At 68.7% G+C, this 15,166-nt stretch carries 16 protein-coding genes and 1 pseudogene; 12 read left to right on the top strand and 5 right to left on the bottom strand.

The features are described 5' to 3' along the window. The first annotated feature begins 78 nt into the window (after positions 1-78). Complete coding sequence (locus ACZ3HV_RS08205; protein WP_465682121.1) at positions 79-1,026, top strand: complex I subunit 1/NuoH family protein; 948 nt, start codon at positions 79-81, stop codon at positions 1,024-1,026. Here ACZ3HV_RS08205 and ACZ3HV_RS08200 read toward each other — a convergent pair. From ACZ3HV_RS08200 to ACZ3HV_RS08185, 4 genes are read right to left on the bottom strand one after another with little or no spacing between them, the layout of a single operon-like run. After that, complete coding sequence (locus ACZ3HV_RS08200; protein WP_465682119.1) at positions 1,013-2,215, bottom strand: ABC transporter permease; 1,203 nt, start codon at positions 2,213-2,215, stop codon at positions 1,013-1,015. The two genes, ACZ3HV_RS08205 and ACZ3HV_RS08200, sit on opposite strands and share 14 nt — an antisense overlap. Beyond that, positions 2,212-2,877 (bottom strand): ABC transporter ATP-binding protein, encoded by a 666-nt coding sequence (locus ACZ3HV_RS08195; RefSeq protein ID WP_465682117.1) that lies wholly within the window; start codon positions 2,875-2,877, stop codon positions 2,212-2,214. The genes ACZ3HV_RS08200 and ACZ3HV_RS08195 overlap by 4 nt, the downstream gene beginning before the upstream one ends. After that, entirely contained in the window at positions 2,874-3,926 is a 1,053-nt protein-coding gene (locus tag ACZ3HV_RS08190) for a peptidoglycan-binding protein (protein ID WP_465682115.1), read from the bottom strand. Before ACZ3HV_RS08190 ends, ACZ3HV_RS08195 begins: the two co-directional genes overlap by 4 nt. Beyond that, on the bottom strand, positions 3,926-4,450 hold the full coding sequence (locus ACZ3HV_RS08185; protein ID WP_465682113.1) for a hypothetical protein: 525 nt from the start codon (positions 4,448-4,450) through the stop codon (positions 3,926-3,928). The genes ACZ3HV_RS08190 and ACZ3HV_RS08185 overlap by 1 nt, the downstream gene beginning before the upstream one ends. A gap of 108 nt (positions 4,451-4,558) precedes the next feature. Between ACZ3HV_RS08185 and ACZ3HV_RS08180 the strand changes: the two genes are divergently transcribed. The 5 genes from ACZ3HV_RS08180 (at position 4,559) to ACZ3HV_RS08160 (ending at position 9,100) form a co-directional block, all read left to right on the top strand. Beyond that, positions 4,559-5,215 (top strand): response regulator transcription factor, encoded by a 657-nt coding sequence (locus ACZ3HV_RS08180; RefSeq protein ID WP_465682111.1) that lies wholly within the window; start codon positions 4,559-4,561, stop codon positions 5,213-5,215. Then, positions 5,212-6,507, top strand: a complete 1,296-nt coding sequence (locus ACZ3HV_RS08175; protein ID WP_465682110.1) for a sensor histidine kinase — start codon at positions 5,212-5,214, stop codon at positions 6,505-6,507. The genes ACZ3HV_RS08180 and ACZ3HV_RS08175 overlap by 4 nt, the downstream gene beginning before the upstream one ends. A 422-nt stretch (positions 6,508-6,929) precedes the next feature. Further along, complete coding sequence (locus ACZ3HV_RS08170; protein WP_465682109.1) at positions 6,930-7,202, top strand: YciI family protein; 273 nt, start codon at positions 6,930-6,932, stop codon at positions 7,200-7,202. After that, positions 7,199-8,401, top strand: coding sequence for an RNA polymerase sigma factor (locus tag ACZ3HV_RS08165; RefSeq protein ID WP_465682107.1), 1,203 nt, complete (start codon positions 7,199-7,201; stop codon positions 8,399-8,401). Before ACZ3HV_RS08170 ends, ACZ3HV_RS08165 begins: the two co-directional genes overlap by 4 nt. Positions 8,402-8,431: 30 nt before the next feature. Continuing rightward, the gene (locus ACZ3HV_RS08160; RefSeq protein ID WP_465682105.1) at positions 8,432-9,100 is read left to right on the top strand and encodes an isochorismatase family protein; all 669 of its coding nucleotides are present in this window, start codon (positions 8,432-8,434) and stop codon (positions 9,098-9,100) included. A 134-nt stretch (positions 9,101-9,234) separates the two neighbouring features. Here the strand turns inward: ACZ3HV_RS08160 and ACZ3HV_RS08155 are convergent, their stop codons facing one another. Next, a complete protein-coding gene (locus ACZ3HV_RS08155; RefSeq protein ID WP_465682103.1) occupies positions 9,235-9,513 on the bottom strand; it encodes a hypothetical protein in 279 nt (92 codons plus the stop codon). 131 nt (positions 9,514-9,644) lie between these two features. Here ACZ3HV_RS08155 and ACZ3HV_RS08150 point away from each other — a divergent pair, with 131 nt between their 5' ends. The 6 genes and pseudogenes from ACZ3HV_RS08150 (at position 9,645) to ACZ3HV_RS08125 (ending at position 15,052) form a co-directional block, all read left to right on the top strand. Continuing rightward, positions 9,645-10,442, top strand: a complete 798-nt coding sequence (locus ACZ3HV_RS08150; RefSeq protein WP_465682101.1) for a methylenetetrahydrofolate reductase — start codon at positions 9,645-9,647, stop codon at positions 10,440-10,442. Between the two features lie 163 nt (positions 10,443-10,605). Further along, a pseudogene (locus tag ACZ3HV_RS08145) lies at positions 10,606-10,833 on the top strand (4Fe-4S binding protein); the annotation flags it as partial. A gap of 140 nt (positions 10,834-10,973) precedes the next feature. Then, positions 10,974-11,468, top strand: coding sequence for an NADH-quinone oxidoreductase subunit J family protein (locus tag ACZ3HV_RS08140; RefSeq protein ID WP_465682099.1), 495 nt, complete (start codon positions 10,974-10,976; stop codon positions 11,466-11,468). Between the two features lies 1 nt (position 11,469). Then, positions 11,470-11,787, top strand: coding sequence for an NADH-quinone oxidoreductase subunit NuoK (nuoK, locus tag ACZ3HV_RS08135; RefSeq protein WP_465682097.1), 318 nt, complete (start codon positions 11,470-11,472; stop codon positions 11,785-11,787). Then, on the top strand, positions 11,784-13,547 hold the full coding sequence (locus ACZ3HV_RS08130) for an NADH-quinone oxidoreductase subunit 5 family protein (RefSeq protein WP_465682095.1): 1,764 nt from the start codon (positions 11,784-11,786) through the stop codon (positions 13,545-13,547). Before nuoK ends, ACZ3HV_RS08130 begins: the two co-directional genes overlap by 4 nt. After that, positions 13,544-15,052, top strand: coding sequence for a complex I subunit 4 family protein (locus tag ACZ3HV_RS08125; RefSeq protein ID WP_465682093.1), 1,509 nt, complete (start codon positions 13,544-13,546; stop codon positions 15,050-15,052). The genes ACZ3HV_RS08130 and ACZ3HV_RS08125 overlap by 4 nt, the downstream gene beginning before the upstream one ends. Positions 15,053-15,166 lie beyond the last annotated feature (114 nt).

Below are 15,166 nucleotides of genomic sequence, written 5' to 3'. Positions count from 1 at the left end.
CCTCAACCTGGGTCACTGCGACCCACCTTTCGACCTCAACGTTGGTTGAGGTCAAGTCGGAGTCGATAGGGTGCGGTCATGCTGGAGTTCGTGGTGCGGGTGGTGGGCGTCCTGGTCGCCTTCCTGGTGGCGCCTCTGCTGGTCGGTCAGGCCGAGCACAAGGTGATGGCGCACATGCAGTCGCGGCTCGGCCCGATGTACGCCGGTGCGTTCCACGGCTGGGCGCAGTTGGTCGCGGACGGCGTGAAGTTCGTGCAGAAGGAGAGCGTGGTCCCGGCCGCCGCGGACCGGCGGGTGTTCGAGTGGGCGCCGATCGTCGCGATCCTGCCGTACATGGCCGCGCTCGCCGCGATCCCGCTCGCGCCCGGCATCGTCGGCGCGGACCTCGACTCCGGTCTGTTCTTCGTCCTCGCGGTGATGAGCATCGGCGTCCTCGGATCGCTGATGGCCGGCTGGGGGAGCGGCAACAAGTACAGCCTGCTCGGCGGGCTCCGGGTCGCGGCGCAGCTGATGAGCTACGAACTCCCGTTCGTGCTCTCCGCGGCGAGCGTCGCGGTCGCGGCCGGCACCCTCAGCCTGACCGGCATCGCCCACGCGTGGAACCCGTGGTGGCTGCTCTGGCAGCTGCCCGGGATGATCGTGTTCTTCATCGCCGGACTGGCCGAGTTGCAGCGGCCGCCATTCGACATGCCGGTCGCGGACTCCGAGGTCATCTTCGGCCCGTACACCGAGTACACCGGGCTCCGGTTCGCGATGTTCCTGCTCGCCGAGTACGCCGGGATCGTGATCCTCGCGGGTCTGACGACGGTGCTGTTCCTGGGTGGTTGGAGCGGGCCGGGACCGGAGTCGATCGGCTGGATCTGGACTCTGGTGAAGGTCGCCTTCGTGTCGGTCGTGGTGATCTGGGTCCGTGTGTCGTTCCCGCGGATGCGCGCCGACCAGCTCCAGAAGCTCGCCTGGCAGGGCCTGGTGCCGGTGGCGCTCCTCCAGCTAGCGCTCACCGGCATCGGCGTCACCCTGTTCTGAGAGCTTCTGTAGGCGACAGGCGGGCAGCCCGGATGGCCGGATAAAGGCCGGCGAGACCGCCGATCACCAGGGTGGCCGCGACGCCGCCGGCCAGGGACCAGACGGGGATGACTGTCAGCCAGTTCTGGTACGACGAGTACGCCGCGGTGACCGCGGATCCCAGTAATGCCCCGCCGGCACCGCCTAGTGCGGACAGCAGCAAGGACTCGGTGAGGAACTGGGTCCGGATCTGCCCTCGAGTCGCCCCGAGTGAGCGGCGCAGCCCGATCTCCGCCCGGCGTTCCAGCACCGAGATCACCATGATGTTGGCTACCCCGACCCCGCCGACCAGCAACGCGACCGCGCCGAGCCCGAGCAGCAGCCCGGTGAACGCCTGGCCCGCGGCCTGCTTCGCGGCGAGTGCGTCGGACGGCCGGGACACGTCGACCTCGTTCGGCGCCTCCGGGTTGGCCGTTGCCCCGAGCACCGAGCGGACCGCCTCCACCTGGGCGTCGTCCGACCGGGTGTAGATCGTGGTCGGGTGCCCGTCGAAGTCCAGCGTGGTGTCCGCCGCGGGCCATCCCATCAGCGCGGCACTGTCCAGCTCCGGCGCCAGCGCGGCCGGCTCGAGAATCCCGAGCACGGTGAACCACGTGTTCCCGATCAGCACCTGGGTGTCCGGGCCGGCCTTCGTGATGCCCAGCCGGTCGGCAGCGCTGGCGCCGAGGACGGTCGCCGGGTAGTGGCCGGTGGCCGCGTCGATCCACTTGCCACTGCGCAGGGTTGCTCCGATGGTGTCGAGCAGGTTGGTGCGAGCGGCGTACGCGATGATGCCGTTCGTCTCGACGGCCGGGATCTTGTTGCTCCGGTACACCGCGGCGTCGTCCACCTTGCCGACCGCCGACTCGGCCCGGACCGGGGCGATCCGGCGGACCATCGCCTCGGCGGTGAGCGGCAGCTGGGCCTGCTCGCCGGTCAGCCGGACGCCCGGCGCGACGGTGAGCAGATTGGTGCCCAGGGCATCGAGTTGACCGTCGAGCTCGGCTCGCGAGGACGACGAGATACCGACCACCGCGACCATCGCGGCGATCCCGATCGCGATCCCTAAAGCGGACAGGAACGCCCGCGTCGGCCGGGTCCGCAGACCGACCGCCCCGACGCGAATGACGTCCCTTGGTGTGAGGCCGGCGGGTCTCAGCTCGCCTTTCATGTCCGCACCTCCTCGAGGATCACGCCGTCGCGCATCCGGACCTGGCGGGGCAGGGACGCGGCGATGTCCCGGTCGTGCGTGATGACGACGACCGTCGTACCGGCCGCGTGCAGGTCCCGGAGCAGTTCCATCACCCCGGCACCCGACGCCGAGTCGAGTGCTCCGGTCGGCTCATCGGCCAGCAGTACGGCGGGTTCGCCCGCGACCGCCCGTGCCACGGCGACCCGTTGCCGCTCGCCGCCGGACAGCTCATGCGCTTCGTGGTCCATCCGGTGGCCGAGCCCCACGCGCTCCAACGCAGCCGCGGCCCGCTTCCGCCGTACCGCCGGACGCAATCCGGAGTAGAGGAGCCCGTCCGCGACGTTGTCCAGCGCCCGTACGCCGGATGCCAGGTGGAACTGCTGGAACACGAACCCGATCCGGGTCGCCCGGAGCGCGGACAGACCCGAGTCCGACAGCCGCGCCACGTCGTACCGGTCGATCCGGACAGTGCCGGCGGTCGGCCGGTCGAGCGTGCCGAGCACGTTGAGCATCGTCGACTTGCCGGAGCCGGACGGCCCGACGATCGCGACCAGCTCACCGCGGTCGATCCGCAGGCTGACCCCGCCGAGGGCCGTCACTCCGCCCGGGTACACCTTGGTCACCTCGGTCAGGTCGATCACTTCGGGATCCCCACCGCGATACCGGCCTTGATCCCGGTGCCGCTGATCTCGACCTGACCGCTCGCGAACAGTCCGGTCTTCACCGGCACGTAGTGCGACGACGTACCGTCGGTGACCTCGACTCCGAAGCCACCCTCGCGCAGGGCGACCAGCGCGGCTACCGGAACCGTGAGCACGTTCTTGCGTTCCGAGGCGGTGAAGGTGACGTCGACGGCCGCGAGCGACCAGGCCGCCACGGCCTTCTGGTTGTCGATGGCAACGACCACCTCGACCTTGGTCTCCGGGTCCTTGTCCGGGCTCTCGGCCGGGATGATCTTCGTCGACACCTTGTCCACCCGGCCGGGCACGGTCTTGCCGTCCGGTAGCGCGACGGTGACTGCCGCGTCGGGCTTGGCCAGGCGCTGGTCCGCGACGTCGAGCTCGACCGTGACGGCCTTGGTGGTGCCGGTGTAGGTGAGGACCTTCTGCTCCGGGCCGAGCGGCGCGCCCTCTTGTGCGTCCACACTGTCCACCCGGATGTGACCGGGTGCGAAGAGGACACTGCCGAGTTCGACGACACCGGTCTCGTCCAGGCCGCGGTCCTCCTGCCACTCCTCGACAGCCTCCGCTGTGGCAGCGGTGTACTCGTCGTCGACGGTGAAGCCGGTGTAGCCCAGCGCGCTGAGGTTCTGCTCGAGTTGCAGGACGTCAGTGCCCTCGCTGCCGTTCGCGAGTCGCCGGTACGCCGGGAGTGCGCCGTACAGGAGTGTGGTCGGCTTGTTGTCGAGGCTGTAGACGGTGTTGCCGCGCCTGAGTTCCTGTCCGCTGTCGGGCAGCCCGGTGATCGTCCCCGCGGACCGGTTGACCGCGGTGGACGTCGTACCGAAGCCGAGGTCACCGTCTTCGGTCTCGGTGTCTTTGAGAGTCTGCTGCGTGACTTTGGCGGTGTTGACCGGCAGTGCCTGCGCGGTCTGGTTCGCTGCTTGGCTGGTGTCGCCCCGGTTCACCAGGAAGGCGCTGACAGCCCCTCCGGCGGCCAGGACGACCACAGCGGTCCAGGCTCTGCGCATCACTGGCCTGCCAGGATCGGCTGGCAGGTCTGCTGCGCCTTCTGGAAGTCGGGGTCGTCACCGACCTCCGGACCGATCATCACGCCGCGCTGGCCGGGCGTCGGGTCCGGGAACTTCTCCACGCCGTTCTTGCGCATGCACTCGGCGAACTTGCGGCCGTTCTCGTCCTGCTGCGGGTTCGCACTGCTCTCGCCCTGCGGGTTGTATTGCTGGCAGGCTTCCATCGCCTTTTGGACCTGCTCCGGGCTGACACCGGAGCTCTTGTCGAACTTGAGCAGCGGACCCTTGCCCGGTTCGGGGTCCGGCACGTTGAGACCTTGTTCCCGCAGGCACTGGGTGAACTTGACCGCCATTTCGTCCCGGCTCAGGCTGGGCGGGGCGCTGCTCGGTGCGGTGGACTGAGGCTGGGCGCCACTTCCCGAAGCGACCTGAGTATCGGGGTCCTTCGCGCCGCATCCGGTCAGCCCTGTGGCCGTCAGTAGGGCGGCCGCCAGGACGACGGCCAGGGTGGTCTTGCGCATCATCTCTCCTTGGATCGGTTCAGGCTGACAGCCTTCGCCGGATGCCGTTTCCAGACGGTTTCCGCAGTCGCTAACGCTGGGGAAACACGGGCATCGGGGATCATGGGAGGCGTGCGTGTGCTGGTGGTCGAGGACGAACCGTTGCTGGCGGCAGCGATCGCGGAGTGGCTGCGCGACGACTCGCATGCCGTCGATGTGGCAGGTGACGGCGGCGCCGCGCTCGAACGGCTGGCTGTGAACGCGTACGACGTACTGGTCCTGGACCGTGACATTCCCGTCGTACATGGCGACGACGTGTGCCGGCAGTTGGTGGACTCCGGCTCGGCCACGCGAGTACTGATGCTGACGGCCGCGGCTGCGGTGACGGACCGAGTGGAAGGGCTTGGGCTCGGTGCGGACGACTATCTGACCAAACCGTTCGCCTTCGCCGAGTTGGCGGCCCGGGTGCTGGCGCTCGGGCGGCGGAGTCGTCCGGCTGACCCGCCAGTACTGCGTCGTGCGGGGGTCACGCTGGATCCGGCCCGGCACGAGGTGTTCCGGGACGGTCGGTACGTGCCGCTGTCGAAGAAGGAGTTCGCCGTACTCGCGGAACTCCTCCGGGCCGACGGCGCCACGGTGTCGGCCGAACAACTCCTGGAGAAGGCATGGGACGAGCACGTGGATCCATTCACCGGAGCGGTCCGGCTGACCATCCTCAAGCTGCGCCGAAAGCTGGGGGAGCCGGGACTGGTCGAGACCGTCACTGGCGTCGGGTACCGCATCCCGTGAGACGGCTGACGCTGCGGGGGCGGCTCACGTTGATCTATGGCGGTCTGTTCATGGTGGCCGGCGTACTGCTGCTCGGTGTCACCTATGCGCTGTTCACCAACAACTTGGGCCAGCAGTACCGGGTGATCGTGCAGGGCACGTACCTCAACCCGCCGCCGTCCGCGGGTGCGTCGCCGAAGCCGGACCAGGTTTATGTGATGAACAAGGACGGTGATGTACTCACCGGCTCGGACGCCGAGCGGGTGCTGGACCAGCAGCGCCAACAGGTGCGCCAGGCCGCGATCAAGTCGTTCCTGACCCAGGGCAGCATCGCACTGGTCGTAGTGGGTGGGCTGGCAGCCGGCTTCGGCTGGCTGGTCGCGGGCCGAGTCCTGGCACCCCTGCACCGAGTCACCGACACCGCGCGCCGCATCGCTGCGGCACCCGCGGCTCTCCATGAGCGGATCGCACTGGACGGCCCTCAGGACGAGGTGAAGAACCTGGCCGACGCCTTCGACACCATGGTCGAGCGCCTGGACCACTCCTTCGACGGCCAACGCCGCTTCGTCGCCAACGCCTCCCACGAGCTCCGCACCCCACTGACGCTCGGCCGCGCGCTGGTCGAGGTCGCGATGCACCGCCGTACGGCATCCAGTGATGTCAAGGAGCTCGGCGAGAGCCTCCTCACCATCAACGCCCGCCACGAACAACTCATCGACGGCCTCCTGATCCTCGCCGACTCCGAGAAGGCCCTGACCACCGTCTACCCCGTCAACCTGGCCGACATCGTCAACCACGTAGCCACCCAGCTGACCCCCGAAGCCACCGCCGCCCACGTCGACCTCATCCGCGCCCCCGCGGACGTCCCCGTCTCCGGCGACGCCCTGCTCCTGGAACGCCTGGTCCACAACCTCGTCGAAAACGGCATCCGCCACAACATCGCCAGCGCGGACCGCCAGGCCATCACAACTGCCCACCGACCGACCGGCGCAGCGGGATCTCCCGCGGCTTTCGCGAATGTGATGGGGCTGGAGTCCGCGGCGTGGGTCCGGGTAGTCAGCCGGACAACCCACGACCACGTGGAACTGGTCGTCACCAACACCGGACCCGAGATCCCGCGGTACGAAGTCGAATCCCTCTTCAAACCCTTCTACCGCCCGGGCGCCGAACGCCTGGTCACCGGAAAGGGCGCCGGCCTGGGCCTGTCCATCGTCCGCTCAGTAGCCGAAGCCCACCACGGCACCGTCACAGCGATCCCCCGAGAATCCGGCGGCCTACAAGTAACCGTCACCCTCCCCCTCGACCCCACCTAAAGCCCGCTGCCCCCGCAAAGGGACGCCGCTCCACGGCGCCACCTACTTCGAGAAGCTGCCTGAGTCTCCGGACCTGGGCCACTCACCAAACCCCCGTGCCGGCGACGTTCAGCCGGGTTCCAAGCGTGAGCCGCACGCGTCCTACTCGGTTGGTGAGTGGCGGAGGTCCGCCGTCACGCAGGAGCCCGAGCCGGAGCCTGCTCGGAGCGGCCGGAGCGCTGGCCTGGCCCGCCGCGCCGTACCACTCCATCGACACGGTCCTAGCCAGGGCTGAAATTAGGGTGGCGGTGGTGTCGATGTGGGGTGGCGGTGTTCGTGTAGGTGGTGTCAGCGCGCAGCGGGAGGTTGGGATGAATCAGTACTTGCTGAGTATTTATCAGCCGGATGGGCCGCCGCCTGGGCCGGAGGTGTTGGGGCCGATCTTGCGGGAGTTGGAGGCCTTGAACGGGGAGATGCAGGCGGCTGGAGTTTGGGTGTTTGCGGCCGGGTTGCATCCGCCGGAGACTGCGACTGTGTTGAAGGCGTCCGATGACGAGGTGCTGGTGACGGATGGGCCGTTTACCGAGGGGAAGGAGCACCTTGGGGGGTTTACCGTGATCGAGGTCGAGGATCTGGATGCGGCGCTGGGGTGGGCTCGGCGGTTGGCGAAGGTGTTGCGGCCGTTGTCGGTTGAGGTCAGGCCGTTCCAGTCGTGAATTCTGAGATCGCCGGGGTGTTCCGGGCTGAGCATGGGCGGGCGGTTGCCGTGCTGGCCAGGGTGTTCGGCGATCTGGAGATTGCCGAGGACGCGGTGCAGGACGCGTTTGCCACGGCGGTCGAGAAGTGGCCGGAGACCGGCGTACCGCCGAGTCCGGCCGGGTGGATCATCACGACCGCGCGGAACCGGGCGATCGACAAGTTGCGGCGCGAATCGGCGCGGGCGGACAAGCAGGCCCAGGCCGCGCTGCTGCACGCGCAGGACGAACCAGTGGAGGAGGGCGCCGTGCACGACGACCGCCTCCGGCTGATCTTCACCTGCAGCCACCCGGCGCTGGCGCTGAACGTTCGCGTCGCGCTCACGCTGCGGATGCTCGGCGGCCTGACCACGGCTGAGATCGCGCACGCGTTCCTCGTTCCGGAGCCGACGATGGCGCAGCGCCTGGTTCGCGCCAAGGCGAAGATCCGCGCGGCCGGCATCCCCTACCGCGTGCCGTACGAAGCCGATCTACCCGAGCGCGTCCGCGGCGTACTGGCCGTCGTCTACCTGATCTTCAACGAGGGCTACGCCGCCTCGTCCGGCGAAAGCCTCGTCCGCGACGAACTGAGCGCCGAGGCGATCCGGCTCGGTCGACTCCTGGTAGAGCTCATGCCGGATGAGCCCGAGGCAGCCGGTCTGCTCGCCCTCATGCTCCTCCAGCAGTCCCGCCGACCGGCCCGAGTCGCCGCCGACGGCTCGTTGATCCGCCTCTCCGACCAGGACCGCGCCGAATGGGACCGCGCGCTGATCGACGAAGGCCAAGACCTGGTACGCCGTTGCCTCCGCCGCAACCAACCCGGTCCGTACCAACTCCAGGCAGCCATCAACGCCGTCCACTCCGACGCCGCCACCGCCGCGGACACCGACTGGCGCCAGATCCTCCAGCTCTACGACCACCTCCTCACCATCGAACCCACTCCAGTCGTCGCCCTCAACCGCGCCGTCGCCGTCGCCGAGGTGCACGGCCCAGCCGCAGCCCTAGCCCTCGCCGACGACCTCGACCTCGGCTCCTACTACCTCTTCCACGCCATCCGCGCCGACCTCCTCACCCAACTGAACCGGCCGGCCGAGGCCCGCGCCTCCTATGCCGCCGCCCTGGAACTAACCGCCAACGAGGCCGAACAAGACTTCCTCCAGTCGTGCCTCGACCGGCTTTGACTGTCGGTGGTGCCTGACAGGCTTCCGCGCATGACGGAGCCGCCTGCACTGCACAACTGGCACATCGAGCCGCGGGAGTACGCGCGGCAGGAGAGCCGGCGCGGCCGCCGACATGCGTACGAGCATCTCGATCCATCGCGGACTGCTCTGGTCGTCGTGGACATGGTGCCGTTCTTCGTCGGGCTCGGCGGGTACCAGCAGGGCATCGTGCCGAACATCAGCCGGCTCGCGGCCGGACTGCACTCGGCCGGCGGGACCGTCGCCTGGGTGGTGCCCGGATACACCGAGCCGACCGCGGTGGATGTCGAGTTCCTCGGTGCGGAGGTGGCCAAGCTGTTCGCTGAGTCCGGTGGCAGCGGGCCGGTGCGCGAGCGGATCTGGTCGGAGTTCGAGATCGACGCCGCGGATCTGCTGGTGGAGAAGACTGCGGCCAGCGCCTTCTTCCCTGGGTATTGCGACCTCCATGAACAACTGTCCGAGCGCGACATCGACATCGTGCTGATCACCGGCACCGTGGCCAACGTCTGCTGCGAGTCATCCACCCGGGATGCGAGCACGCTCGGCTACCGCGTGCTGATGGTCGCCGACGCCAACGCCGCCCGCCGCGACGAGGACCTCAACGCCACGCTCTACACCGTGTACCGGACATTTGGTGACGTCAGGACCACGTCCGAGGTACTCGCGCTCCTCGGCGACTAACCCGCCGAGGCCAGGTCTGGCGGTGGGGACGGCGGGCGGGTGCGGGGGGGGTGGGACGGGGAACCGGTGGGCTTGAACAGGTTATTGCTTGTCCAAGCCCACCACGAGGTGTCCGAACCCCCGGCTGGATGCCGCTAGTGGTGCTTGCGCTTGTCGCGGCGTGAGCGGTCGGAGCGGTCGTGGCGGGTGGTGTACGGGGAGCGGCGGGCCGAGGGGCGGGTTATGCGGAGGAGGAGGCCGGCTACGGCGCCGGCGGCGGCGCCGAAGAGGGCGGCGAAGGGGGAGAGGGCGATGGCTGAGTGGGTCCAGTCGGTGTGGTCGGGGCCGCTGGTGAACCAGGCGAAGGCGACGCTGACGACGACCATCACGAACGCGCCGAAGACGGCGCCCGACACCGCCTCACGGCTGCCCATGTCACCACGGTAAGCGCGCCGCGGCGATGTGGACCGCCGAGTGGGCGTGCCGTCTGCAGGAGGTCGGTGAGTTGTCGCCGGGATGTGGAATGTGGGGTGAGCGCGCCGCCGGATTCAGTAGGGTCCGGGGTGTGCGGGGATTCGAAGTGGTGTGCGAGGTGGAGCCGCCGACGCGGCCCGATCTGAAGAAGGTGCGGCACCAGATCGGCGTGATGAGCCCGATCGCGGACGCGTTCCTGATCCCGGACAACCACATCGGCCGGGCCACTGTGTCGAGTGTCGCGGTGGCGAACGAGGTCCAGGCGATGGGTTCGCGTGGCATCGCCTGCCTGAACTCGCGGGACCGCAACCTCCTCGGGTTCAAGCGGGACCTGCTGACGGCAGCGGCGTACGGCGTCGAGCAGTTCCTGTTCGTCCACGGTGACGACCCGGCCGAGGGTGCGCGGACCAGCCAGCTCACGGTCCGCACGATGATCGAGCAGGCGAGGGAGACGTCGTTCCCGGGCTGCAACCCGTTCCAGGTCGGCGCGGCCACCCGCCTCCGGCCGGTCCCGCGGTGGAAGGCGGAGGCGGACTTCCTGTACGTGCAGGTCAGCTATGACCTCGACGAGCTGCTGCGCTGGCGGGACAGCGTCGACCTCGATATCCCCGTGTACGCCGGAGTGATGGTGCTCGCGTCGGCCAAGATGGCCCACAACCTGGCCTCCCTGCCGCAGCTGAATATCCCGGAGACCCTGATCGAGGCGGTCGAGCGGGATCGCGACGCCGGCGTGGATCATGCTTGTGAGCAGATTCTGAAGGTCCGTGACTCCGGCGCCTTCGACGGCGTTCATCTGATACCGGTCAGCCGCTACCGCCAGGTTGCTGCCCGGCTCGAGCGTGAACTCCGACCGCCCCGGGGCGCACCGGATCGGGCCGGAACCGACTAGTCTCCTGCAAGCAGGGGTTCTACTGACGGGAGGTGGGAACGTGGGTGTGCCTGGCAAGGGGTTGATCGAGGGGCTGAAGGTCACCGCGAAGACGCTGGCCCGCCGGTCCGTCACCGAGCAGTACCCGGATGTCCAGCCGGAGTTGCCGCCGCGCACCCGCGGGGTGATCGCGCTGCTTGAGGAGAACTGCACGTCCTGCATGCTGTGCGCCCGGGAGTGCCCGAGCTGGTGCATCTACATCGACTCGCACACCGAGACCGCGCCGTCGGTCGGTGAGCAGGCCCGGGAGCGCAGCCGGAACGTGCTGGACCGGTTCGCGATCGACTTCAGCCTGTGCATGTACTGCGGGATCTGCATCGAGGCCTGCCCGTTCGACGCGCTGTTCTGGTCGCCGGAGTTCGAGTACGCCGAGACCGACATCCGCAACCTCACCCATGAGAAGGAGCGCCTGCGGGACTGGATGTGGACCGTCCCCGCACCGCAGCCGATCGACCCCGGCCCGACCGTCACCCCGGCCCCGGAGGGCGAGGCGTGACGACAGTCCTCTTCAGCGTTGCCGGAGCACTCGCCCTCGTTGCCGCCGTCCTGGTCGTCACCTCCCGCCGGATCGTGCACGCCGCGCTCTGGCTGGTCGTCGCCCTCGGAGCGATCGCCGGATGTTTCGGCGCCTTGCGGGCCGAGTTCGTCGCGCTGGTCCAGATCCTGGTGTACGTCGGCGCGATCGTCGTCCTCGTCCTGTTCGCCCTGATGCTGACCAAGGCCCCGACGAACCCGCTGCCCAATCTCACCACCGGCCGCAGCCCGTTCGCCGCGGTCGTCGCCGCCGCGCTCGCACTGCTTCTCGGCACCGGCGTAGTGCTTGCCTTTGGCAACGAGAAGGTCAAGCCGGTCGCCGACGGATCCGCGAAGGCCGTCGGTACGGCGGTGTTCAAGACCTGGGTGCTGCCCTTCGAAGTCCTGTCGGTCCTCCTGCTGGCCGCGCTGATCGGAGCGATCGCCCTGTCCCAGCGGAAGAAGGAGGACTGACATGCCGTTGATCCTCCCGCTGCTGCTGGCCGTCGCCTTGTTCTGCATCGGCGTGTACGGCGTCCTCGCCCGGCGCAACGCGATCACGATGCTGATGTCGTTCGAGCTGATGCTCAACGCGGTCAACCTCAACCTGGTCGCCTTCGACGCCTGGCGGCTGGACGAAGCCACCGGCCAGACGCTCGCGGTCTTCGTGATCACGCTGGCGGCGGCCGAGATCGGCCTCGGGCTGGCGATCGTCCTGCTGCTGTTCCGCGGGCACGGCAGCGTCGACGCCGACGCGGCCCGGGACCTGGTCGAACAGGAGAGGGCCCAGTGATCGCGACCGTCTGGCGGGTGGCCGGCGTCGGCTTCTCCCTGCTCGTCGTCCTGATGGCCATCCTTTTGTATGGCGCCGACCCCGGCCAGACCTCGTTCCTGAACTCGTCGGTCGGCGACCTCACCATCGGCTTCGCCGTCCGCACCGACGACCTGACGGTTGTCATGCTCGCGGTCGTCGGCGTGATCGCGACCTGCGTCCAGGTCTACTCGCTCGGGTACCTGCACCAGCGCCCGGCGTCGTACCACGCGCTCGTCACGTTGTTCACCGCCGCGATGGTGACCGTGGTGGTCTCGGACAGCCTGTTCTTCCTGCTGATCGGGTGGGAGGTGATGGGCGCCTGCTCGTACCTGCTGATCGGTCACTACTGGGAGCGGCGCGACGCGCGGTCCGGTGCGGTGAAGGCGTTCCTGATGACCCGGCTCGGCGATGTCGGGTTCCTGTTCGGCATCTTCGTTATCGGTGTCGGCGCCGGCACGTTCCGGATCTCCGAGCTCGACCCGGCCGCCATCTCGCCCGGCGTACTCACCACCGGCACTCTGCTGCTCCTGGTCGGCGTGGTCGGCAAGTCGGCTCAGGTTCCTTTGCAGACCTGGCTTCCGGACGCGATGCCTGGCCCGAGCCCGGTCAGCGCACTGATCCACGCGGCGACGATGGTTGCCGCCGGCGTCTTCCTGATCGCGCGGCTCTACACCATCTTCTCCGCCTCCGAGACCACGATGACGGTGCTGGCCGTGGTCGCCTGCGTGACCATGCTCTTCTCCGCGCTCTGTGCGATGGCCGCGGTCGAGGTGAAGCGAGTCCTCGCCTGGTCGACCGTGAGCCAGTTGGCAATCATGTTCTCCGCGCTCTCCCTGGGTACGGCGGACGGCCGGCACGCAGCCCTCTTCCACCTCGTCACGCATGCCGCGTTCAAGGGCCTGCTGTTCCTCTGCGCCGGTGTGCTGCTGCACCAGGTCGGTAGCGCGGCCTTCGTCGTACTGCGTCGGTACACCCGCCGCGGGCGGCTGCGAAAGGCGTTGCCGGTCACGTTCATGACCATGACGATCGGGCTCGCCGCGCTGGCCGGCGTCCCGGGAACCGCCGGGTTCTTCTCCAAGGACGCGATCATCGAGGCGGCCTGGGAGCAGGCGCGGGACGGGTCGGTCGTCGGTTGGATCGTGCTCGTCTCGGTCTGCGTGACGGTGGCCTTGACCGCCTTCTACTGCGTGCGGATGTGGTTGTGGGTGTTCTTCCGGACGCCCGCGCTCGCCGGTGCGCCCGGTGCCTTCGAGGACGACGAGGCGAGCGCCGACCTCGACGATCCCGACACCTCCAAGTTGCGGGACGCGCCGTGGGTGATGCTCGCGCCGATGGTCCTGCTGGCGGTGGCCTCGATCGTGCTCGGGTACGTCGACGGCCTCCACCTGAACTGGGTGATCGGGTTGGTATCGACCGCACTCGTGTTGCTCGGCGGACTCCCGGCGTACTCGCTGTGGTCACGAGGTGCGGATCCGCGGCCGGTGGTGCTGGAGCGTGAATTTGGCGTGGACACGGCGTACCACGGTCTGTTCGTCGTACCGGTGCGGTGGCTCGCGAAGCTGACGGTGGCGGGAGATCGGGACGTGATCGGCGGTTATGTACGCGCGGCTGGACGGACCGGGACGTTGGTGTCCCAGGGGCTGCGGCGGTTGCAGACCGGGAACGTGCAGACCTACCTGACCGCGGCCGTGGTCGGCGTCGTCGCGCTGGCAGTGCTTGCCGGGGTGATCGGCTCGTGAACGCGATCCTGCTGGGGATTCTGCTGCTGCCCATTCTTGCCGCGCTTGCCCTGTGGGCGATCCCGGCAGGCATCGGTGATCGCCTGGCGGCGGCGTACGGGTCGGTGATCTCGGGGCTCGTGCTGGTCGGGGCGGTGGTGCTCTGGCCGCGGACCGAGGGCTGGTGGGGCTACACCCCGCAGGACGGGCGCCCGCTGAACGCGACGACCGACGTGCCGTGGATTCCGTCGCTCGGGGTGCGGTTCCACGTCGCGGTGGACTCGATCTCGATGCCGCTGATCGTGCTGACCGCGCTGCTGACCTTCCTCTGCTGCCTGTACTCGCTGAAGATCACGCCACGGATCGGCCGGACCAGGTCGCTGATCGCGTTGCTGCTGGTGATCGAGGCCGGCGTGATCGGCACGTTCTCCGCGATGGACCTGGTGCTGTTCTTCGTCTGCTTCGAGATCGTGCTGATCCCGATGTGGCTGGTGATCGACATCTGGGGTGACGACCACGACCCGGTCGGGCGGAAGCAGGCGGCGACGACGTTCGTACTGATGACCGTGCTCGGGTCGGCGCTGATGCTGCTGGGGTTCCTGCTGGTGTATCGCCAGGCGGGGACGTTCGACATCGTCCAGTTGAGCAACAACCCGGTGCTCGGCGGTCACGGCGTACCGCTCGCGGCGGCCTTGCTGATTGCGATCGGTCTCGCGGTGAAGGTGCCGCTGTGGCCGCTGCACATCTGGCTTCCGGACGCGCACGCGAAGGCGCCGACGGTCGGGTCGGTGCTGCTGGCCGGCGTGCTGCTCAAGATGGGTACGTACGGTCTGATCCGGATCCTGGTCCCGGTGCTGCCGGACGCCACGGTGACGATCGCGCCGTACCTGGCAGGCTTCTCTGTGGTGGCGATCATCGCCGGGTCGCTGGCGTGCCTGGCGCAGACCGACGTGAAGCGCCTGATCGCGTACTCGAGCGTCGGGCACATGGGGTTCATCGTGCTCGGGATCGCGACGCTGTCGCCGGCCGGGCTGCGCGGCGCACTGTTCGCGAACATCGCGCACGGGATCATCACCGGCCTGCTGTTCTTCCTGGCCGGCGCGATCAAGGACCGCCACGACACCAGCGACCTGCGGGCGATCGGCCGGGCCCTGTACGCACGGTTGCCGCGGATCGGAGCGTTGTTGACGTTCGCCTGCCTGGCGTCGCTCGGGCTGCCGGGCCTGGCCGGGTTCTGGGGCGAGATGCTGGTCCTGCTCGGCGCCTACGACCCGGCGGAGCCGTTGCCTCGGACAACGTATCTGGTGTTCATGGTGATCGCCGGACTCGGCACCGTGCTGACCGCGGCGTACTTCCTCCGCCTGGTCCGCAAGCTGTGCCAGGGTGACCCGGCCGAGCACCCGGCGACCGCGTTCGCCGTCGACCTCAGCCGAATCGAGCTCATCACCTGGGCCCCCCTGATCGCCCTCACCGTGCTCCTCGGCGTCTGGCCCGGCTTCCTTCTGCAGCAGTGGGTGAGTCTGTGACTGTGCTTTTGGCCGGGCCTTCGGCGCCGGCGGGGTCATGGGGCTTTGACTCCCGCCCTTCCCTCGTCGCTCCAGTCGCTTCGCTCCCTCCGCTCCTCAGTCCAGGGCGGGAGG

The organism is Kribbella sp. NPDC020701, from assembly GCF_055562215.1.
This window is presented reverse-complemented; position numbering and strand designations above follow the sequence as displayed.